The organism is Vreelandella sp. ssv, from assembly GCF_059448525.1.
In genome coordinates this window covers 4,219,292-4,239,286 of the sequence record NZ_CM182545.1, presented here as the reverse complement: position 1 = coordinate 4,239,286, position 19,995 = coordinate 4,219,292, and the positions used below count along the sequence as shown (strand labels likewise).

General features: G+C 56.9%; 19 protein-coding genes. 4 read left to right on the top strand and 15 right to left on the bottom strand.

Going from position 1 to position 19,995, the window contains the following annotated elements:
• Nucleotides 1–17: 17 nt before the first annotated feature.
• Genes AC5TBW_RS19450 through AC5TBW_RS19420 form a run of 7 tightly spaced genes read right to left on the bottom strand, consistent with a single transcriptional unit; the run spans nt 18 to nt 6,354 of the window.
• Nucleotides 18–1,403 carry an ATP-binding protein gene (locus AC5TBW_RS19450; RefSeq protein WP_495510126.1) on the bottom strand — a complete coding sequence of 462 codons (1,386 nt, stop codon included), beginning with the start codon at nt 1,401–1,403 and terminating at the stop codon, nt 18–20.
• Entirely contained in the window at nt 1,400–2,077 is a 678-nt protein-coding gene (locus tag AC5TBW_RS19445) for a response regulator transcription factor (RefSeq protein ID WP_495510125.1), read from the bottom strand. Before AC5TBW_RS19445 ends, AC5TBW_RS19450 begins: the two co-directional genes overlap by 4 nt.
• Nucleotides 2,078–2,088: 11 nt before the next feature.
• The gene (locus AC5TBW_RS19440; protein ID WP_495510124.1) at nt 2,089–2,754 is read right to left on the bottom strand and encodes a hypothetical protein; all 666 of its coding nucleotides are present in this window, start codon (nt 2,752–2,754) and stop codon (nt 2,089–2,091) included.
• Nucleotides 2,751–3,593, bottom strand: coding sequence for an SDR family oxidoreductase (locus AC5TBW_RS19435; protein ID WP_495510123.1), 843 nt, complete (start codon nt 3,591–3,593; stop codon nt 2,751–2,753). Before AC5TBW_RS19435 ends, AC5TBW_RS19440 begins: the two co-directional genes overlap by 4 nt.
• Nucleotides 3,580–4,272: an iron-containing redox enzyme family protein gene (locus AC5TBW_RS19430; protein ID WP_495510122.1), complete on the bottom strand. Its 693-nt coding sequence runs from the start codon at nt 4,270–4,272 to the stop codon at nt 3,580–3,582. The genes AC5TBW_RS19435 and AC5TBW_RS19430 overlap by 14 nt, the downstream gene beginning before the upstream one ends.
• Complete coding sequence (locus AC5TBW_RS19425; protein WP_495510121.1) at nt 4,269–5,729, bottom strand: AMP-binding protein; 1,461 nt, start codon at nt 5,727–5,729, stop codon at nt 4,269–4,271. Before AC5TBW_RS19425 ends, AC5TBW_RS19430 begins: the two co-directional genes overlap by 4 nt.
• On the bottom strand, nt 5,713–6,354 hold the full coding sequence (locus tag AC5TBW_RS19420) for a thermostable hemolysin (protein WP_495510120.1): 642 nt from the start codon (nt 6,352–6,354) through the stop codon (nt 5,713–5,715). Before AC5TBW_RS19420 ends, AC5TBW_RS19425 begins: the two co-directional genes overlap by 17 nt.
• Nucleotides 6,355–6,467: 113 nt before the next feature.
• Here AC5TBW_RS19420 and AC5TBW_RS19415 point away from each other — a divergent pair, with 113 nt between their 5' ends.
• Together AC5TBW_RS19415 and AC5TBW_RS19410 are read left to right on the top strand one after the other, a co-directional pair.
• Nucleotides 6,468–7,391: a GNAT family N-acetyltransferase gene (locus tag AC5TBW_RS19415; RefSeq protein WP_495510119.1), complete on the top strand. Its 924-nt coding sequence runs from the start codon at nt 6,468–6,470 to the stop codon at nt 7,389–7,391.
• Between the two features lie 207 nt (nt 7,392–7,598).
• Nucleotides 7,599–8,459: a c-type cytochrome gene (locus AC5TBW_RS19410; RefSeq protein ID WP_495510118.1), complete on the top strand. Its 861-nt coding sequence runs from the start codon at nt 7,599–7,601 to the stop codon at nt 8,457–8,459.
• A 98-nt stretch (nt 8,460–8,557) separates the two neighbouring features.
• Here the strand turns inward: AC5TBW_RS19410 and rep are convergent, their stop codons facing one another.
• Nucleotides 8,558–10,627, bottom strand: a complete 2,070-nt coding sequence (gene rep / locus AC5TBW_RS19405) for a DNA helicase Rep (protein ID WP_495510117.1) — start codon at nt 10,625–10,627, stop codon at nt 8,558–8,560.
• Nucleotides 10,628–10,726: 99 nt separating this feature from the next.
• Here rep and AC5TBW_RS19400 point away from each other — a divergent pair, with 99 nt between their 5' ends.
• Nucleotides 10,727–11,197: a tRNA (cytidine(34)-2'-O)-methyltransferase gene (locus tag AC5TBW_RS19400; RefSeq protein WP_495510116.1), complete on the top strand. Its 471-nt coding sequence runs from the start codon at nt 10,727–10,729 to the stop codon at nt 11,195–11,197.
• Here AC5TBW_RS19400 and pyrE read toward each other — a convergent pair whose 3' ends face one another.
• The gene (gene pyrE / locus AC5TBW_RS19395; protein WP_495510115.1) at nt 11,198–11,863 is read right to left on the bottom strand and encodes an orotate phosphoribosyltransferase; all 666 of its coding nucleotides are present in this window, start codon (nt 11,861–11,863) and stop codon (nt 11,198–11,200) included.
• Between the two features lie 141 nt (nt 11,864–12,004).
• Between pyrE and AC5TBW_RS19390 the strand changes: the two genes are divergently transcribed.
• Nucleotides 12,005–12,772 carry an exodeoxyribonuclease III gene (locus AC5TBW_RS19390; protein WP_007112246.1) on the top strand — a complete coding sequence of 256 codons (768 nt, stop codon included), beginning with the start codon at nt 12,005–12,007 and terminating at the stop codon, nt 12,770–12,772.
• An 87-nt stretch (nt 12,773–12,859) separates the two neighbouring features.
• On the opposite strand, the gene rph is transcribed toward AC5TBW_RS19390, so the two are convergent.
• From rph to AC5TBW_RS19360, 6 genes are all read right to left on the bottom strand, one after another.
• A complete protein-coding gene (gene rph, locus AC5TBW_RS19385; protein ID WP_495511994.1) occupies nt 12,860–13,582 on the bottom strand; it encodes a ribonuclease PH in 723 nt (240 codons plus the stop codon).
• A 139-nt stretch (nt 13,583–13,721) separates the two neighbouring features.
• Nucleotides 13,722–15,278, bottom strand: coding sequence for an FGGY family pentulose kinase (locus tag AC5TBW_RS19380; protein ID WP_495510114.1), 1,557 nt, complete (start codon nt 15,276–15,278; stop codon nt 13,722–13,724).
• A 12-nt stretch (nt 15,279–15,290) separates the two neighbouring features.
• Entirely contained in the window at nt 15,291–16,280 is a 990-nt protein-coding gene (locus tag AC5TBW_RS19375) for an ABC transporter permease (RefSeq protein WP_495510113.1), read from the bottom strand.
• Nucleotides 16,277–17,275 carry an ABC transporter permease gene (locus tag AC5TBW_RS19370; RefSeq protein ID WP_495510112.1) on the bottom strand — a complete coding sequence of 333 codons (999 nt, stop codon included), beginning with the start codon at nt 17,273–17,275 and terminating at the stop codon, nt 16,277–16,279. Before AC5TBW_RS19370 ends, AC5TBW_RS19375 begins: the two co-directional genes overlap by 4 nt.
• Nucleotides 17,268–18,755 carry a sugar ABC transporter ATP-binding protein gene (locus tag AC5TBW_RS19365; protein WP_495510111.1) on the bottom strand — a complete coding sequence of 496 codons (1,488 nt, stop codon included), beginning with the start codon at nt 18,753–18,755 and terminating at the stop codon, nt 17,268–17,270. The genes AC5TBW_RS19370 and AC5TBW_RS19365 overlap by 8 nt, the downstream gene beginning before the upstream one ends.
• A gap of 93 nt (nt 18,756–18,848) precedes the next feature.
• Nucleotides 18,849–19,832, bottom strand: a complete 984-nt coding sequence (locus AC5TBW_RS19360) for a substrate-binding domain-containing protein (protein WP_495510110.1) — start codon at nt 19,830–19,832, stop codon at nt 18,849–18,851.
• Nucleotides 19,833–19,995 lie beyond the last annotated feature (163 nt).

Sequence of the window (19,995 nt, the reverse complement as noted above, 5' to 3'; positions counted from 1 at the left end):
AGGAAGCAAAGAAAATATTACGCCGCTTGCGGGCGCTGTAGATAAATATGTACCCGCAATCCGCCGCTGGGTGCATCATCAAGTTGAAGGGTGCCGCCATGTCGCTTAACTAATCGCTCAACGATGGAAAGGCCTAGCCCTGAACCCGCGCTGGGTCCTGCACGCTGAAAACGCTCCACCACTTTTTTACGTTCATTGATTGGTATGCCGGGGCCTTCATCATCCACCATTAACTGAAAACCTCGTGGTGTTGTCGCCAGCGTGATGCTGATCGCACTCTGAATAGGCGAATGCTGAATCGCATTACCCACCAGATTCTGTACCAGGGTTTCAATCGCGCCTGGCTCCTCCAAGATTAACCACTCCGCCTGCTCATCAGCGTTAAGCAGCAACTGCTGTTCGCGTTCCGCGGCTAAAGGTGAAAGCTTGGCCAGGGTTTCACGCACTTCACTTAGCAAATTAGTGGTGCGGTACTCTGGCAGCGACTCTTCTTCAGGCTCTAGGCGCGCTAGCGTTAATAGCTGAGTAACCAACCGGGTTGCCCGGGCAACACCATCGCGCAGATGATTGAGTGCCTCCTGGCGATCTTCAAGGTTATCGGCAGTCAGGGCATTCTGGGCGTGTAGGTCGAGCACCGCTAAAGGGGTGCGTAGTTCATGGGCAGCATCAGCAATAAAGCGCTTTTCGCGCACGCGCATGATACGGATACGCTCTAACAGGCGGTTAAGCGCCCCGGCAATGGTATCTAATTCTTGGGGCAGCGGGCTAAGCGTTAATGGCTGCAAATTATGCGGATCACGACTGCGAATCTGCTCCGCCATACGCGATAGCGGAGCCAGCCCCCAGCCAATCGACCACCATAGCAGCGCGGTGAGAAGTGGTAGACCAATCAAGTCAGGCAGAAGCGTGCGGAGCGCTACTGCCCTGATCAGTTCACCACGCACGTCTTCGCGTTCACTCACAACCACGCGATTTGATGAATCTGGTACATCCAATACATACACCCGCCAGTTGTGTTCACCCACGGTCAGCGTCGAGTAGCCGACGGGCTGCTGGGTAAGAGGTGTTTCGGGTGCACTGGCAGAGCGCAGCAATAGCTGGTCGTCTTCCCAAAGCTGAAACGCGAGCTTGCTTTCGTAACGGTGCCCCGCAAAGCGTTTGTCTGACTCACGTGCGCGCTGCAAGGCGCTTTCCAGACTGTTTAGCAGAACATTACGGTCAGTGTCGGGCAGTGGTGCTTGTAATAAGCCTTCTAATAAACGCGCATTTTGCGCCAGGCTGGCATCGTAAAGCTCTTCTATTTCATGAGCAGCATAGCGGTAACTAATAAAGCCAATAACGAGCATGCTAAGGCCAAATACCAGCAGTGATAGCCCCAGAGTCCGCTGACGAATCGACGTCATAATTCATCCTTTTGCGGCTTGTCCATGACGTAGCCAATGCCGCGTACCGTGCGAATAACGTCAGTGAACAGCTTGCGTCGTAAATGGTGGATATGAACCTCAATGGCGTTGCTTTCAACATCCTCGTCCCAGCCATAGACTAGGCGCGTGAGGGTATCGCGGGTAAATACTCGGCCTGGGTGGCTCATAAACTCCTGTAGCAGTGTTAATTCACGTCGTGATAACCCTACATCTTGCCCTTGAAAGCTGACGGTTAACGTATGGGGATCCAGGCGAATGCCACGATAGCTCAATATGCTGCTGACCTGGCCTTGGCTACGCCGCAGCAAGGCGCGTAAACGCGCTTTTAGCTCAGCCACTTCAAAGGGTTTGGTTAAGTAGTCATCGGCGCCGGCATCCAGCCCCGCGATACGGTCGTCCACCGCATCGCGGGCCGTCAGAACCAAAATAGGGACTTGGCTACCGTGGCGACGAACCGCGTTCAGCACCCCCATACCGTCCATTCGCGGCAGCCCTAAATCGAGAATCACCGCATCAAAGGGTTCTCCCTCTGTTAGCGCATTCAGCGCGGTAGTACCGTCGCTCAGGTGATCCACCGTGTAGTGCTCGGGTTTTAACGCTAAGCGGATACCCGAGGCCAAGCTTGGGTCGTCTTCTACCAGCAAAATGCGCATAGGGCTCCTTATTATTCGAGTTCTGACATTAACTGGCGAATGTCGTCACGGCGGCCATTATCCGCCAATTCACGTCCCGCCCGGGGTGGTGCTACTAGGGCTTTCTCTAATGCCTCACGCGCTTCCGCATCACGACCCTGCTCATGTAAATAGTCGCCCCAGAAGTAGAGACTGTCGATCCCTTCGGGGTTAATCGCAAGGGCTCGCTGCAAATGCCATTCGGCTTTTTCTTCATCGCCAAAGCCGATCGGCCAGCCAGGCACCTGATAATAGAGTGCACCTAAGCTGGTATAAGCAGATCCATCCAGCGCCAGGGGGTCTAATTCCAGGGCGGTTTCTAACTCTGTTTTGGCCTCTTTAACAAGACCTAACGCCCCTAAGCCGCCGCTAACGCCTGCTTCAGTAGAACGAATAATGCCGGTCCAAATATGCAGTTCAGCGGCGTCCGGGTAGCGCTTGACGAGCTGCTCGGCGTGGTCGCCTAAGCGGCTGAAAGCTGCCGTCTGTTCATCTGGCGGTAGCGTATAGTTAATTTCCGCCCAACGCTGCTGCAGTTCGGCAAGCGATGTGGCGACAGCCGCGCTATCGCCCTCGCTAGCGAACCCCTGAAGGCTTGCCAAGCCAATGGCGCTAGCCAATAGCGTGGTACGCAGCGCTTTAAAAGCTAACATGATCATAAGGAAGACTCCTTGGTGGCAACGAACCGGCGAATGACGGGCAGTTGGCGTAGCAGGGCATGGTCAACAGCGCTTGGCCATAGCGTATTGAGGCGGGTAAAAAAGCGTTCTGGCAGGCCTATTTGTAGCTCCTCACGCTGCTGTTCCACGGCGTTGATAATGGCTAGGGCGACGACGTCAGGAGAGTCGACGGTATTGCCCAGGGCCGCATTGAGCGCCTCGGTTTGTGGCGAGTTCATGGCCGTGCGGGTGGCACGAGGGGCGATATACACCACCCGCACATGGGTATCGGCCAGCTCCCGGCGCAGTGCTTGGCTAAAACCGCGCAGGGCGAACTTGGTTGCGCAATAGGCGACCTGACCTGGGTATCCCAGCCGCCCGAGCGTCGAACCAATGGTGATAATCGTCGCCTGGGGGCAAGCCATTAGCTGGGGAAGCAGCGCGCGAGTCAGTTGCAAGGTGGCCGTCAGGTTAATCGCCACCAGCTGTTCGATATCACTGTCGCTGGCGGTATCAAAAAATCCCTGCTGATTGCTGCCAGCGGCATTAATCAACATATTGCAGGCTGCTCCATGTGCAGCGCTGACTAAGCGGCTGCGATCACTGGCGTTGGTTAAATCAGCGCTAATCGCGGTGATGTGATTGGGAAAACGGTCGACTAACGAAGCCAGCGCGTCTTGTTGGCGACCACTTATCAGTAGGTGCGCCCCTCGCTGCGCCAGCGCTTCGGCCAGGGCCATACCAATACCGCCGCTGGCGCCCGTGATTAAAATCCGCTGGCCCGGCCATCCGCCGGGCAGCTTGTTTTTTCTTGGCCAACGCAGGCTAGGCAAGCGCATGACTAAGTTCCTCCACCGCACTACCGCCCTGACAGCGGGCTTCGATGCCTCTAAACATCGCCCCATACAGGCGGTAGAACATATTGGCGCTATCAATCACCACGGCCAAGTCGTCGGCACCTAGCTGATTGATCTGCTCTTCAAAAAAGGCCAAATGACCAATGTCCAGGCTGCCGTGGGAGGTGAGGTAGCGCACTGCATTGTTGGGCAGCGAAAGGCTAGCCTGTAGGCGTTCGGCGGCCTGGGTGGCAAGTGCGGTACTGGTGCCTTCCAGCACCTGCACCATGCCAAAGAACGCTACCGGGTTACCGTGCTCTACCGCATCACGAATCCAGGCCACCATTAGCCGGGTGGCGGGGTCTGGCAGGGCGGAAGCGGCGGCATCTGCATCCCCGCCCGCGGCGCGGATATCGTCCAGGATCCATTTTTCATGGCCGTGCTCCTCTTCGATATACTCCACCAGCGCCGTGCGTAACCAGTCGAGCCGGTCAGGCAGCCGTGCGCCGCAGGCCATCATTAGCGGCACAGTGAAGCGGACGTGATGATACGCCTGACCTAAAAAGGCGAGATACTCCTCTAGGGTGACATTGCCCGACAGGGCACGGGTCACGATGGGGGTGGTCAGCAGCCAGTGTCGTGCGTCTTGGGTAGCGTCTTGCAGCTGTTGGTAAGCGGTCATGGTGTTACTCCTTTGGGTGTATCGGTCACGACGGCCCTTAGCCAGTGGCCATAGGTGGCTAGCAAGGTGTCGCGGCGTAGGCGGCCGTTGGCCGTGAGTTGTTGGTTGTGGGGCGTAAAGGGGGCGGCGAGCCGCCACTCATGCACTTGGGCGTAATCAGGTAGCGTGCGATTCACTGCGTTGAGGGCGGCGTCTATCTGGGCACTGGTAATATGGGGCGTCGCGGGCACGATCAGCGCGCGGTTAGCGGGCAATGCCTCGCCATACACCATGGCTTGGGCAATGGCAGGCTGCGTGCAGAGCTCGCCCTCTACCCATTGCGGGTTGACGTTACGGCCATAGGCGGTAATAAAGACTTCCCGCTGGCGGCCATTGAGCGCGATGGTGCCGTCTTGCCACCGACCGGTATCCCCCGTGGCATACCAGTCGTCGCAAGGCGCTTCACCGACATAACCCAGCATTAAGGCGCCGCGAATATGCAGTTGGCCTTCGCGATCAATGCGGATCTGGGCGTGGCGCAGTGGGCGGCCAACGCCGCAGCTTGGTTCGCCTGGGCGATTCAGACAGACCACCGAGGTGGCTTCAGATAAGCCATACCCTTCATAGACAGGCCATCCACCATGCTGGGCGTGAGTGAGCAAAGTGTGGGCCACATGCGCGCCGCCCACGGCCACAAAGCGCAGGCTCTCGGGCGCCGTTGTGGACTGGCTGACCAGTGTTTGAAGCAGTTGAGGTACCAAAATCATGCTGTAGGGTTGGTAGCGCTCAATGGCGTCGAGGGCGAGCTGAGCGTTAAAACCGCTAGCCCCCTGCCAGCCTAAGGTGGCCATATCCGGTAAAATGCTGCAGGCACCCAGCCATAGCGGTAGATAAAGCCCTCCGATATTTTCGAGCAGGGTTGAGAGGGGCAACATGGCTAAGTGTCGGCGTATATCAAGCGGTGCGACTACCTCAGCCAGGCTTTCGGTAACGGTTACCAGCGCCGTATTATCCAGGCACACTCCCTTGGGGGTGCCGCTGGTGCCCGAGGTAAAGGTGATGCGTGTGGTGCCTGCGTGTAACGCAGGGGGGTGATCCACCCGGCGCTGGGCAATGGTTAAGTCGTGGGTGGCTTGAAAACCGTAGGGCTCCCCGCCATGCCCAATCCAGCTATCCAGGCCCGCTTGCTGAACCACGTGGCGGCGCTGCTGTTCACTGAAAAAGTCAGGCATAGGCACCGCCACACACGCTTCGGCCATCAGGGCTAAATCCCATAGTGCCCACTCAAGCCCGTTATCCAATGCTAGTGCGACGCGCCGGGCTTTAACATCGCGTAAGCGCTGGCGTCGCTGGGCGACGTAGTGAATGACATCCGCATACGACAAACTCTGCTTGCCATCGGTAAGTGCGATACGCTGGGGGTTATGTTGGGCATGATGAGCAAGTCGCACCATCAGCGCATTAGGCAAGGCGTGCATGCAACACCTCTTCCCTGGCGGTTTCGGTGAAGGCTGAGTGAGCCTGAAGCGTGTGCATGGCGCTGCGGAGATCACCGGCCATCACCCACGGGCGATGCTGGTAATAGCGCCCCCAGAGGTGAGACGCTTCCCCTAGGCGGGAAGCATCGGCAGGCGTGATAGGCTGAGGCTCAAAGCCTAGACGACGCAGGCCGTTAGCGACCTCCGGTGTGGCTGTAAACAGCAGCCAAGCGATGCCCTCTGCCGCCAATTGGTGGGCTAAATAAATGAACAGCTGCCGCTGTAAGCCGGGGCGAAGGCTGGCTAAGTTACCAATTTCAGCAATGTCCTGACGGGCAAGTGACTGCTGAAATCGCTGTATGAGAACGTCTTCGGCTTGGCCATCCAAGTAGCGCTCTAAAAAGAGCGGCCCGCTGCTAGCAAGTCGCAAACCCACCGCTGCCAGCGGTTGATCGGCTTGCCACAACCCAAACAAACGGGGCAAAAAATGCTGGATATAGGCGTTATGCTGTTGAGCAAAACGTTGCTGGATCAGTTGCTGAAGCGCCCCCTTTTCCTGCCAATTGAGGGCTTCGTGCCAATCCAGAGATATCAGCTCAGTAGCAGGTAAACGTAGACGAGCCATCGGGTGATCTCCATCGTGTTTTTCAACACTCTGGGCGCGATAACTTAACGAAGCCTTAAGCTGGGTAAATATTTATGCCTGATTTGATTGAGTAATGGAGAGACAACGCACCAATGACCTTCGCGCAGGTAACGCCCCTTCAAACCGTTCAGTGTCCACCCTTCCGGCGTCGCGAGGCACTGCTGCACTTGGCGGCGGCTCATGACCCTGAGCAGCAAGCAGCTCTGAGCGGTGCGGTAAAGGCAATGTACAATCAGCCGGATACCCAGTGGGAAGGACTATGGATTAGTCTTGAAGCTGAACGGGTGACAGGCGCCATTTGGGTGCAACCCCTGCCCATGGACATGGCTCAGCTGTGGTTACCCAAGGTCAGCGGAGCGCATGCCCGTGCGCTGCTACATGCAGCCTATGCGTGGGTTACCCACCAACCGATTCGCCTTTGTCACCTGGAGCTTTCGCCACAGGCGGCTGTGCCGGAAGCGTTGCTACTAGAGCTCGGCATGCAGCGTTTGGCTTGCCTGGAACATCTCACTGGCAGCAGTCACCGCCGTTTAGCGATGAATGAAGCGAGACCGTTAACTCTGCAGCCCCTAGACGAGTTTTCACAACCGGAACAGTTAGCCTTATTGGCCGCCGTGGGACGCGATTCGCTGGATAGCCGTGCGCTACGCGAGGTACTCTCGGTGAAAGAGTTGTTAGCGGGATTTTACCAACAGGATACGCAGGCACCGCAGCACTGGTACGCCGTGGTTTATCAGGCGACCGTGGTGGGTGTGTTGCTGCTTGCAGCGCGCCCGGCATTAGGCCGCTGGGAGCTAATGTTAATGGGGCTAACGCCCGAGTGGCGAGGCAAAGGGTTAGGCCGCGCACTGTTGAATAAAGCCCTCGAACTTGCCCTGCAGGCGGGTGTGCCGGAGGTGATGCTGGTGGTCGATGACGTTAACTTACCGGCTAAACGGCTTTACCAACAGGCGGGTTTTACACGCTATGCGCAGCAGCGTTTATTCGCCTGGAAAGGTGGTAGTGAGCGCAGCTAAGCAGCAAAATAAGGTTTAAATAGCCGCCGTTAGAGGCATAGGCGCGCTTAGTAGCATTTTCTTGCGCTTTGCGTTGCCGTTATACTAGCTCTATACACGCGTCTTGGCGTCTCAGCGGTGCTTTTCAGGATTGGCGCTGCCGCGCGCAGGGGTTAAGGCAGAAGTTAAGAACAAACGGTTGATGACAATACTCAAGAGGTGGTGAGAGTGAAAGCTAAGCTGATCATGAGCGGGCTGGCGGCCCTCGGCGTCATGGCGGGCACATCTGGTGCTTACGCTCAAGACGCCGCACGTGATGCGATTGCCGAGCGTCTAGCGCCGGTGGGTCAACTCTGTCTACAAGGCCAAGACTGTGGCACCGCGGCGGCACCAGCGGCATCTGCCAGTAGTGGTGGTGGGATAGATGGTGCGGGTATCTACAACAATATCTGTATGGCATGCCATGAAACGGGTGCTGCAGGCGCGCCTATTCGTGGTGATGAAGCTGCTTGGTCTGCACGTACTGAGCAAGGTTTCGCCACGCTGTTAGACCACGCTATAAACGGTATTGGCGCCATGCCAGCGAAAGGCGGTAACCCCAACCTTTCCGACGAGGAAATGGAAGCAGCGGTTGCCTATATGGTTGAGCCGGTTATGGAAGTGCCTGAATTAGGCGGTGGTGACGATGCTGCTTCTGAAGAGTCAGCACCGGCGGAAGAGGCTACTGAAGAGGCCGCTGCTACTGAAGGTGAAGCCGCTGCAACTGAAGAAAATATGGCTGCTAATGACGGCGCTGAGAGTGAAGAAGCCGTGGCCACCTCTGAAGAAGCGGGTGGCGGTAGCGGCTTAGACGGTGAAGCCCTCTACGCAAGCTCTGGCTGTGTGGCATGTCACGATAATGGCGTTGCCGGCGCACCCACCAAAGGCGACTCCGAAGCCTGGGCGGCACGTTTAGAGAAAGGGGCTGATGAACTTTACGCCAGCGCGATTAACGGTAAGGGCGCTATGCCTGCCAAGGGCGGCAACCCCAACCTGTCTGACGAAGAAGTGATGGCCGTTGTTGATTATTTAATGGCTCAAGCTGAGTAAGCGTCAGTCAGCAGTGAACGGTTAAATCACTTATCCACAGGGTGTTTTCGCGACCACCCTGTGGATTATTTTTATCCAACCATTAATTTATCGATTCTTCACCCCAGCAGCGAGCGCAGCCCAGCAATGGCATCTTTGCCTCGAGCCTGCTTTTTATCCGGATCTTCTTTATCCGCACGGCCTTCCCACTCCAGATCCTCGGCGGGCAGCTCTTCTAAAAAGCGGCTCGGCTGGCAGTCCATCAGCTCACCGTAGGCTTTACGCTGGCGGGCAAGCGTCAAGGTCAGCGTGCGCCGCGCACGGGTAATACCCACATAGGCCAAGCGCCGCTCTTCCTCCACGGTGCCTACTTCAATGGCGTTGCGGTGGGGTAGCAGGTCTTCCTCTAATCCCATCAAATAAACATGCGGAAACTCCAGCCCTTTGGAGGCGTGCATGGTAAGAAGCTGCACTCTATCCGAGTCATCCTCTTCTGCCTGCTGCTCCAGAATATCCCGCAGTACCAAGCGTGAAATAGCCGCTTGAACGCTGTCTGTTTCGGTATCGGTGGAATCGGTATTCTCTTCCGGGTCCCGGTTAAGCGACTTCTCTAGCTGGTCGATCAGAATCCATACATTGGCCATGCGGCGTTCGGCGACGGTGGGTGCGCTGGCGTTTTGGTATAGCCACGCCTCGTAATCCATATCCCGCAGCATGTCGCGAATGGCGGCAATGGCGTCGCCTTGATCCATGCGCTTACGCACGCCATCAATAAAGTGGGTAAAGCGGCTCAAGCGTTCCGTCGCTCGGGTTGGCAGTACTTGTTCCAACCCAAGCTCGTGGCAGGCGGCAAACAGCGAAATTGAGCGCTCAGTGGCGTAGTTGGCGAGTTTCTCTACCGTACCAGGGCCCACTTCACGGCGAGGTACGTTCACAATGCGCAAAAAGGCGTTGTCGTCTGCGGGGTTAATCAGCAGGCGCAGGTAAGCCATGGTGTCTTTGATCTCATTACGCGAGAAAAACGACGTACCACCGGAGAGCTTGTAAGGGATTTGGTAGTGTTGGAGCTTGAGTTCCAATAGCCGGGCCTGAAAGTTGCCGCGATAAAGCACCGCAAAGTCCCGCCATTCGGCCTTTTCTTTAATGCGCCGGGTGAGCATTTCGCTGGCGACCCGCTCAGACTCCGCCTCCTCATGACGATTCACAATGACCCGAATCGGCGCGCCGTCGCCCATATCAGACCACAGCGTCTTCTCGTAAACGTGGGGGTTATTGGCGATCAGCGTATTGGCGGCGCGCAGTATCGTGGCGGTAGAGCGGTAGTTCTGCTCCAGCTTGATGACTTTTAGGCGCGGGAAATCTTCACCCAGGGTAATCAGGTTTTCAGGCCGGGCGCCGCGCCAGGCGTAAATCGACTGGTCATCGTCGCCTACCACGGTAAAGGTGGAGCGCTCGGCCATGAGCAGTTTCACCAACAGGTACTGGGAGACGTTAGTGTCCTGGTACTCATCCACCAGCATGTAGTGGATTTTGCGCCGCCAGCGCTCCAGCGCTTCAGGGTCACGTTGCAGCAGTACCACCGGCAGCAGAATCAGGTCATCAAAATCCACTGCGTTGTAGGCTTTTAGGTGACGTACGTAGGCTTCGTACACCCGGGCGGCAAAGTGGTCATCGTCATCCGCAGCAAACGAGAGCGCGTCGCTGGGCAGCACCAAGTCGTTCTTCCAGGTGGAAATTTTGCTCTGCACGGCGTTGATCTGCTCGGCGTCCACCTGAGCGTCTTTGTTCATTAAATCGCGCAGCAGCGCCTTGGCATCTTCCGGGTCAAACAGCGAAAAACCCGGCTTGTAGCCCAGAGTTTTAAGCTCGCCGCGGATAATATTCAGCCCCAGGGTGTGGAAGGTGGAGACCGTTAACCCGTGACCCTCTTTGCCATGGAGCATCTGGCCGACGCGCTCTTTCATCTCCCGGGCGGCTTTATTGGTAAAGGTCACCGCAGCGATTTTGCGCGCACTCATCCCGCACTCTTGCACCAAATAGGCAATTTTGGTGGTGATTACGCTGGTTTTACCCGACCCTGCACCCGCCAACACCAGACAAGGGCCATCGATATAGCGCACGGCTTCCTGCTGGCGCGGATTTAGCCCTTTAATGCGACTTAGAATGCTCTTGGGCGTGGCAGGCGTCATGGCGTCGGTCATCCTCTACGAGAGTTGCTAGTCGGTTTCAAGTACTGTTTCAAGTACAATCAGCCGCTTGGCGAAGGCATAATAAACAGGCAGGTGGAGATGTTTGAAGTAGCGCTTTTTGAACCGCGTATGGCACCCAATACGGGCAATATCATGCGCTTGGTGGCCAATAATGGCTGCCGGTTACACCTGATTGAGCCGCTTGGCTTCGACCTGGAAGAGAAAAAGCTGCGTCGCGCCGGGCTGGATTACCGTGATCTCGACAACGTCACTCGCCATGCGAATTTTAACGCCTTTCAGCAGGCCATGCAGGGGCGGCGCATCTGGGCGATCACCACCAAAGGCACGCGCACCTACAGCGATGCCGACTTTGCCCCAGGCGATGTACTGCTGTTTGGCTCTGAAACTGCGGGGCTTTCACCCCAGGTACATGAAGCGCTAACCGCGGAGCATAAACTGCGCCTGCCCATGCAGCCCAATAACCGTAGCCTGAACCTTTCCAACGCCGTGGCTATTGTGAGCTACGAGGCGTGGCGCCAGCAAGGTTTCGCTGGCGCGCTACCGGTTTAATCAGCGCGTAATCCCATAGCGGTCACGATAGGCCCTGATTGCTTCGGCGTAGGCGAGCCTTTCCCCACCAGCATGCTCTTCCAGGTAAGTGAGCACTTGCTCAAGGGTGACGATACTGACCACCTGCATACCGTATTGAGCCTGCACTTCTTGAATAGCGCTCTGCTCGCCTTGGCCGCGCTCCTGCCGATCAAGGGCAATGATCACCCCGGCGGCGCGGGCACCGCTCTGCTCAATCAATGTCATTACTTCGCGAATTGCGGTGCCCGCAGTAATCACATCATCAATGATCAAAATATCGCCGGCAAGCGGTGCGCCCACGATGTTGCCGCCTTCACCGTGGGTTTTGGCCTCTTTGCGGTTGAAGGCATAGGGCATATCCAGGTCGTGATGGTCTGCCAGGGCTGCTGCCGTCACTGCCGCCAGTGGGATGCCTTTGTACGCCGGGCCAAACAGTACATCGGCGTTTAAGTCGCTATCGACAATCGCCTGAGCGTAAAAGCGCCCGAGTTTGGCCAGCGCGCGCCCGGTTTGAAACAGCCCGGCGTTGAAAAAATAGGGGCTAACGCGGCCAGATTTAAGCGTAAACTCGCCAAACTTAAGCACGCCTTGCTCAATGGCAAAGGCAATGAAATCGCGCTGGTAGGGTTGTAGAGTGGTGGCCACGGCATTCCTCACTAGGCGGTAGGTTTAAATCAGTACGAAAGCAACAATAAAAGTGGGGTAAATGGCAAGTTTTACTAGCTGCCTTTACCCAAACGTCTAAACGTCGGGTATCATACAGCAGCGACGCAAAAGGGACGATTTATGAAAATTGCCAGCATCAATGTCAATGGTATTCGTGATGCCGTCGATCGTGGCTTCCTGGACTGGCTGGCTCAGCAGGATGTCGACGTGGTCTGCGTGCAGAACATTAAGGCAAAAAGTTTTGAACTGGGTGACCACATTCTGTATCCGGAAGGCTATGAAGGCTACTTCCTGGATGCCGAAGAAGATGGTTTCTCCGGTGTGGCACTCTATTGCCGCAAAATCCCCAAGGCGATTATGTATGGCCTTGGGTTTCCTCAGTGTGATCATGAAGGACGTTTTCTGCAGGCGGATTATGAACGCTTCAGTATCGTCTCTTTCCTGATGCCTGACGGAAGTGACCAAAAAGCCAAACAGGCGTTTATGGAGCAGTATCAGGAGTACTTAACGAAGATGTCGCGCAAACGCCGCGAATACATCCTCTGCGGTACCTGGCATATTGCCCATAAAACCGTCGATTTGGCTAACTGGTCGGATAATCAACTGACCTCAGGCTTCCGCCCGGAAGAGCGCGCCTGGATGGATCAGGTGCTTGGCCCCACCGGGTTTATCGACACCTTCCGCGAGATTAACCGCGATGCAGGTGAGTACACTTGGTGGCCGAAGCTTGACCAAGACGTACCCCGTGAGCGCCAGGAAGGCTGGCGGATCGACTACCAGTTAGTCGGCCCCAACTTCCGTCGCCACGTGGTCGACGCGTGGATTGATTACGATGCGACCTTCTCCGAGTTCGCCCCGTTGATCATTGAGTACGACCTGGCGCTCTAAGCGCTAGGCAACGAACTTTTCCCGCGTCGCAGTAAGCAACAAGCCGACCCTTGGGTCGGCTTGTTGCGTTGTGGCGGGCGTCAACGTTTAACCACGAATACCCAGTGCCTCGCGCTGATGGTCGCGAAGTGTATCACCCGCCTGCTCTGCCAAATCGAGCATGCCGTTTAGCTCGGCGCGAGTGAACGCACCTGCTTCGGCGGTGCCCTGCACTTCGATCAGCTCGCCGCTTTCGGTCATCACCACATTTAAGTCGGTATCGGCTTTGCTGTCTTCCGGATAATCCAGATCCAGCACCGGTACACCTTTATAAATGCCCACGGAAATAGCGCTTACCAACTGCTTGAAAGGGTCGGCTTTGATCTTTTTCTCGCGCTGCAGATAACGGATCGCATCCATCAGCGCCACGCAGCCACCGGTAATCGCCGCGGTGCGGGTACCGCCATCGGCCTGGATCACATCGCAATCCACGGTAATGGTGAATTCACCCAACTTCTTTAAATTCACTGCGGCGCGAAGGCTGCGGCCAATCAAGCGCTGAATTTCCAGCGTGCGGCCACCTTGCTTGCCGCGGGTCGCTTCACGGCCACTACGGGTGTGGGTCGCGCGGGGCAGCATGCCGTACTCAGCGGTGACCCAGCCCTGGTTCTTGCCGCGCAGCCAGCGCGGTACACCGGCTTCTACGCTAGCATTACACAGCACTTTGGTATCGCCAAACTCCACCAGCACAGAGCCTTCCGCATGACGGGTGTAATCGCGGGTCAGGCGAATGTCACGGAGCTGGTCGGCTTCGCGACCGCTGGGGCGCACAACATCAGGACGCTTAGCACTGCTCACAAATAGTACCTCTCAATAAACGCACAACTAGGAAAAGCCCTCCATTGTACACGTCTGGGCGTGCGCTGATGGGCTTAACCTCCAGCTAGCGTATTGAAGTAGGTTGGTTGTGTCAGTCGAGACGCCCTGCGTAAAGTTTCTTGAAAGCGGCGTAACGCGCAGTGTGCAGCGCTTGCATTGCCTGGTCGGGCGCTAATGTTTGTTCGCCTGGGGAGAGGCCACTGGCAACACTGAGCACCTCACCATTGGCCTGAGCAGCCAAGGCCGCCACGGCTACCCCAAGAAGCACGGGTTCCGGCGCATCCGCCAGCACAACCTGACAACCGGTACCGTCGGCATAGAGCTTGCGTAATAGCGCTGAACGTCCATGCCCTCCACTGAGGTGCAGGGTATCGATGGCATAACCATGGGCATTCATGCGCTCTATGATGGCGCGGGTACCGTAAACCAGCGAGGTGGCTGCTGCCCAGTAGACCTTGATGAAGCTCTCGCGAGGCGTATCAAGGGTCAATCCCGTGATGGTGCCGCGAATTTCCGGATCGGCCAATGGCGAGCGGTTGCCAATGAAGTCAGGACAAACATGGGTGTCAGGGGCAGGGTCGCCGGAGGCCAAGCGCTCGAGTAGTAGGTCGGATAACGCGCCGTGAAGATCGTCGCCGAATTCACTGCTGGCTGAAAATAGTGCCGCCAAGTGATCTAGAAGAGCGCCGGTAATGCTTTGCCCTCCTTCGTTGGCGACAAAACCATCGCATAGCGCTCCCGGATAGGGGCCCCACACGCCGGGTACCTCTCGCCGCACGGGTTGGGCCCCGATATGGCAGGTGGAAGTGCCGCCAATCACGGCAAGGCGACGCTCGGGAGCATCAGCGAGGCTTCTGCCTAGCGTGCCAAGCGCACCCGCATAGGCATCAATCATGCCCACTGCGAAGGTACACCCAGTCGTCAGTCCCAAGTCATTGGCGGCTTCTTCCGTCAACTGCCCAAGCGCTACGCCCACTGGAAGCGCTTGGTCGGGCAGGCGGGCGCGCTCGAGCACATCCTGCATACCGATTTGACCTAGAAAATCGTGATCCCAACCATGCCCAGGGCGAGGATCAAACGTCCACTTGCAGGTGAGCATACACACCGAACGTTCGATGGAACCCGTGCACTTAAAGCCCAGCCAGTCGCCAAGATCACCGGCGTAGCCAATCTGGGCATAAAGCTCTGGCCGATGCCGCTTTAGCCACATCAGTTTGGGCATCTGCATCTCGGGTGACATGACACCACCCAAGTTGGCCAGCGGCGCCGCATCGGTGGCTGTGCACTCAGCGGCTTCGGCGGTTGCCCGATGATCCATCCACACAATGATATTCCACGCTTCATCACCGGGTGATAGCTCAAGCGGCTGATTCTGCTGATTCAGCAGGACGAGTGAACAGGTGGCGCTTACCGACATGCTGGTGATGGATTCGGGTGCTACACCGGCAGCCTCGCGGGCTCGTTGGGTCGCGCTGCATACCGCGCGCCAAATATCTGTGGAGCTTTGCTCCACGTGATGCTCGGCGGGGCGATGCATTGCAATAGGGGTTTTCGCTTCGGCCAGCATCACGCCATCCGGCGTGAAAATGCCTGCCCGGGCGCTGCCAGTGCCGATATCAATGCCTAGAACATGTTCTTGGTGACTCATGGAAAACCTTACTCAAGACTGTTTAATAAACGGCATACGCAGTGCCATCACTATAATTAGAAAAGCACCCCACACCGCGGTGGCCAGGTGTTGGCTGGCGCCCATCAGGTTCATGCCCGAGGCAATTACTTGCAGGCTCATCAAGCCCAGCACCAGGGGGAGGACGCGGCCAAAGCCGCCAAAGGGGTTCGCCCCGGCCAGAAAACAAGCCAGCACGGTAATCAGTAGGTAGCTCTCGCCGTGACCGACACGTACGGAGTTAAAGCGGGCGAGCATCACCATACCCGCGAGGCCAGCGAGCAGACCGGAAATCGTGTAGACGGTGATCAGCACGCGCTTGACGTTAATGCCTGAGTACTCGGTCGCGCGGGGATTGGAGCCGAGCATATAGATCGAGAACCCGGTGCGGGTAAAGTGCATCACGTACATTAGCCCAGCGGCGGCGGCGAGAAAGATCAGCATGGGAATTGGCACGCCCAGAAAGCTTCCGCTACCGATGATTTGTAACACCTCAGGCATACCTGAAATACCGCCGCCACGAGTTAAAAACTCGCCCACACCCTGGAGAAAAATCATCGCACCTAGCGACACCAGAATGGGATGGGCGCCCACATAGGCGACGATGACGCCAATGAGAAAGCCGGCGGCAGCGCCCACGACGAGCCCGACCATAATCGCCATCGGCACGCTGAGAATCCCCATGCCTGCCAGTAACCCTTGCACCAGCCAGGCGGTGGTGAGCCCGGCAATATTGGCGGTAAAAGTAACCGAGAGGTTTAGCCCGCCGGAAATAATCGGTACCAGCATTGCCAGCGACAGTAGTCCAAGCTCTGGCAACTGCATCGACATTGAGCTGAAATTTGTCGCGGAGAGGAATCCCGGGGCCAGCAGCGAGAAAAACACGATGCTGATAATCAAAAGGGCCGTCATGGCCATCACTTCGATGGTATCGCCACCCAGGCGTACGCCAGCGCTGGATGGCGTGTTTAGCGGCTTATTCATACGTTTTGCGCCCTGGTTGAACGGGGCAACAGGTTGCCCAAATTACTGGTCGTGATCGCGATTAAAATAATCAATCCGACAATCATGCGGAAAGCGTAGGGCGTTACGCCCAGCAGATTAAGGCCGTTTTGCACCACGGCGAGCAGCAGCACGCCCAGCACCGCACCCAGCACCGAGCCTCGCCCGCCGCCCAGCGTTGCGCCGCCCAGCACTACCGCAGCTAAAATCGGCAGTTCCTGGCCGATCAAGGCGTTGGGCACCACTTCTTGCACAATATGCGCTTGCATAAGGCCTGCAACCCCTGCACATAGCCCTAGCCAGCCGTAAGCGAAGGCGTGAATTTTCCACACACTCACGCCTGAACGGCGCGCGGCCTCGGGGCTTGAGCCAAAACCATAAACCGCACGCCCGAAGCCGGTGCGAGCCAGAATGAACCAGGTGAGCATGACCATGACCGCCATGACGGCAGCGGGGAAGTAGAGCGTGGCCGAACCACGCTCGGCGGGTAGGTCAAGCAGGGGAATGGAGTAGTAGAGCCAATCGGGAATATCGTAGATCGATACCCCGCCAGTGAAGTACATCAATAGCCCGAAAAACAGGTTAAAGGTGCCGATGGTGACAATAATCGAAACAATACGAAAACGGTGAATCAGCAGCGCATTAAATAGCCCTAGTAGGGTGCCCACGAGCATTGAGAGGATGATGCCCAGCAGCCAGCTGCCGCCGCCCAGCGTTTCGATGAGCAGTGTCATCACCACGTACTGCACCACCGAGGCCGCCACCGCGAAGGAGATATCAATGCCCCCCGCGATGAGTACGACCACCAGCCCGACGGCAAATATGATATTGACCGACTGATTGTTGAGCAGGTCAAACAGGTTCTGAAGGCTTAAGAAACTGTCGGTGGTCAGCGCCAGCACTACCGAGAGCGCCAGAATAATGCCCAGCAGCACCCCTTCGGTGCCGAGTCGTGCGCGCGATAAAAGATTACGCATTGATGATCGCCTCCAGCGCTTCTTCCGTTGTTTCAGAAGGGATCACCTCGGTAGCGATGCGCCCCTCGCGCAGAACCAGCGCGCGGTCAGTATTCATCCAGATTTCCCCCGCTTCGTCGGAGATCAAAATAATCGCCACACCCTGGTCGGCAAGACCGCGGATGATCTCGAAGATCCCCGCTTTAGCCCCCACATCGACACCAATCGTTGGACAGTCGAGAATCAGTACGTCAGGTTCGGTCGCCAGCCACTTGGCAAGCGCAATACGCTGTTGGTTGCCGCCAGAGAGCGACGAGACCGCCAGTTCGGCATCACTTACCTTGGTTTTAAGCTGTTGTATCCAGTGGGCGGTGAGCGCCTTAATGCGCTGGGGAGAGAGAAAAAAGCGCGGCTTCTCAAGTGTCGGTAGCACCGTTACAGCGGTATTCATATTGATCGACTGATTTTGCACCAGGCCAAGATGGAGCCGGTCTTCCGAGAGGTAGGCGATCTTATGGCGCACGGCGTCGCGGTTGGAGCGCAGCTTGAGCGGCTGGCCATCCTTGTAAATCTCCCCCGATGTGGGCTTTGTCATGCCAAAAATGGTGTGGGCGATTTCGGTGCGCCCCGCGCCCAGCAAGCCGGTTAAGCCAAGAATTTCCCCGCGGTGCAGGGTAAAAGAGATATCTGCAAACTCGCCTTCACGCGTCAGTTGCTTAAGCTCAAGTACCGGTGCGCCTTTATGCGTCTCAGCCCGGGGGGTGAGCGCTAACTCAAGGCCGGTCATCAGCGTGGAGAGCCGCGCCTGGGTCATTCCCTCGGTGGGGTAGGTGCCCACCAACTGGCCGTTACGCAGTACGGTTACCCGCTGGCAAACCTCCAGCACTTCCGCCAAGCGGTGGCTGACCAGCACAATAGAAATGCCCTTTTCTGCCAGCGAGCGGGTAATCGCCAATAGCGCCTGCACCTCTTTGTAGGTGAGCGAGGCGGTGGGCTCATCCATAAAAATAATGCTGGCCCCTGCACGCAGCACGCGGCAAATCGCGACCAACTGACGGTGGGCAATCGAAAGGTCTTCAACGCGGGCCGTGGGATCTAGTTTCAAACCAAATTGCTGAATAATTTCGCGTGATTGCTGCAGCGCTTTTTTATACGAAATTGGCCGCCATGGCTTAGAAACGTAGTCATCAAAGACGATATTTTCCGCGACAGTGAGGTGTGGAAAGAGCGCCAAATCCTGCCAGATGACATGAATGCCTCGGCTGCGTGCCTCCAGCGGGCTAATCGCAGAGAGGATTTCATCACCAAACGTAAACTCAATACCCGGCTCGGGCTTGTAAACGCCATTGATAATTTTAATGAGGGTACTTTTGCCGCAGCCGTTTTCGCCCGCCAGGCACATGACCTCACCGCGGCGAAGTTCGAATTCGACATCATCCAGCACCCGGCTTTGCCCGAATACCTTGCTAACATGACGCGCTCGAATCGCGATCTCGCTCATCGGCGGCTCCTCTCTAGACATGACGGCTCTCTTAACATAACTGCCGCGCTCATTGAGCGCGGCAGCGTTTACAGCAAATGAATAAGTGCGGTTTTAAAGGCCAAGCTCTGCCAACTCATCCACGGTTTCTTTATTGAGCTCCAGTGGCAGCGAGGCAAAGATCGTGTGGCCGTCCAGGGTGATATCGCCTAGCACCGGAAGCTCAGCCCCATCGGTAATCTCTTCACCGTTATAGAGCATCTCACCGAGGGCGACGAATGCTTTACCTGCTTCCAGTGGGCTCCATTGGAAACCACCTGTGATAACCCCTTCATGTACCAAACGACGCCCTTGACCCGGTGAGAAAAGCCCCATGACGGCGACATCGCCCTCTAAGCCACGCTCTTTAACCGCACGAGCGGCACCGATGGTGCCTTGGCTGCCAAACGACATAATGCCGGCCAGGTCTTCATGAGCGCGCAGCAGATCAAGGGTAGTGTTACGGCTATCGTCGACACTTTCGGCCACACCAAAACGTTCAGCCGCTTGGGTCAAGCCTGCGCAGTTTTCATCCAGCCAGTTCACCGCCGCATCCGCCCAGGCGTTGTGTGCGGGCACACTTAGACCGCCCACATAGACAGCGTAGGAGCCTTCGCACCCTGTGGTCTCCGCGAGCAGTTTGGCGTGCTCTTCGCCGAGCTGCTGCGCCGAAATCATCTCAAAGTCGTAATCGATATTGACCGACTCAGGGCTTTCGTGGGTGAGCACAATAATGCCCTGCTCACGCGCGCGCTCAAGCACCGGCTCAAGTACTTCACGGTCGTTGGGCACCACGCCGATGACATCAACACCGCGGCTGATCAGATCCTCAATCGCGCGTACCTGCAGGGCCGGGTCAGCGCTGGTGGGGCCTACCATATAGGCCTCGACGCCCAGCTCTTCACCCATCTGCTCAATGCCCATCTCCATGGCATTGAACCAGGGGATGCCGCCCACCTTGGCGACCACGGCGATAGTGGGAGACTCTTGAGCCATTGCGCTGGCGCTGCCGATCATGCCTGTTAGCGTAGCCGCGGTAAGAAGTGCTTTGTATTTCATTGTGATTTCCTGCTTGCTGTTGGCTAACCCAGTCAGTGGAATAGCGTGCATTGAAGCGCTTTAATAGGGCTGCGGTACGTTGCGCCATGGTCAAATGACATGGCGCAGACGCTGATGCGCCTCACAATGCATAGGAATTTAATGCATAAGAACTTAATGCATA

Excerpts from the sequence above, each read along its gene's own strand:
- AC5TBW_RS19450 (WP_495510126.1), bottom strand. The coding sequence starts at position 1,403 with ATGACGTCGATTCGTCAGCGGACTCTGGGGCTATCACTGCTGGTATTT.
- AC5TBW_RS19445 (WP_495510125.1), bottom strand. The coding sequence starts at position 2,077 with ATGCGCATTTTGCTGGTAGAAGACGACCCAAGCTTGGCCTCGGGTATC.
- AC5TBW_RS19440 (WP_495510124.1), bottom strand. The coding sequence starts at position 2,754 with ATGATCATGTTAGCTTTTAAAGCGCTGCGTACCACGCTATTGGCTAGC.
- AC5TBW_RS19435 (WP_495510123.1), bottom strand. The coding sequence starts at position 3,593 with ATGCGCTTGCCTAGCCTGCGTTGGCCAAGAAAAAACAAGCTGCCCGGC.
- AC5TBW_RS19430 (WP_495510122.1), bottom strand. The coding sequence starts at position 4,272 with ATGACCGCTTACCAACAGCTGCAAGACGCTACCCAAGACGCACGACAC.
- AC5TBW_RS19425 (WP_495510121.1), bottom strand. The coding sequence starts at position 5,729 with ATGCACGCCTTGCCTAATGCGCTGATGGTGCGACTTGCTCATCATGCC.
- AC5TBW_RS19420 (WP_495510120.1), bottom strand. The coding sequence starts at position 6,354 with ATGGCTCGTCTACGTTTACCTGCTACTGAGCTGATATCTCTGGATTGG.
- AC5TBW_RS19415 (WP_495510119.1), top strand. The coding sequence starts at position 6,468 with ATGACCTTCGCGCAGGTAACGCCCCTTCAAACCGTTCAGTGTCCACCC.
- rep (WP_495510117.1), bottom strand. The coding sequence starts at position 10,627 with ATGACGCCTGCCACGCCCAAGAGCATTCTAAGTCGCATTAAAGGGCTA.
- AC5TBW_RS19400 (WP_495510116.1), top strand. The coding sequence starts at position 10,727 with ATGTTTGAAGTAGCGCTTTTTGAACCGCGTATGGCACCCAATACGGGC.
- AC5TBW_RS19390 (WP_007112246.1), top strand. The coding sequence starts at position 12,005 with ATGAAAATTGCCAGCATCAATGTCAATGGTATTCGTGATGCCGTCGAT.
- AC5TBW_RS19380 (WP_495510114.1), bottom strand. The coding sequence starts at position 15,278 with ATGAGTCACCAAGAACATGTTCTAGGCATTGATATCGGCACTGGCAGC.
- AC5TBW_RS19375 (WP_495510113.1), bottom strand. The coding sequence starts at position 16,280 with ATGAATAAGCCGCTAAACACGCCATCCAGCGCTGGCGTACGCCTGGGT.
- AC5TBW_RS19370 (WP_495510112.1), bottom strand. The coding sequence starts at position 17,275 with ATGCGTAATCTTTTATCGCGCGCACGACTCGGCACCGAAGGGGTGCTG.
- AC5TBW_RS19365 (WP_495510111.1), bottom strand. The coding sequence starts at position 18,755 with ATGAGCGAGATCGCGATTCGAGCGCGTCATGTTAGCAAGGTATTCGGG.
- AC5TBW_RS19360 (WP_495510110.1), bottom strand. The coding sequence starts at position 19,832 with ATGAAATACAAAGCACTTCTTACCGCGGCTACGCTAACAGGCATGATC.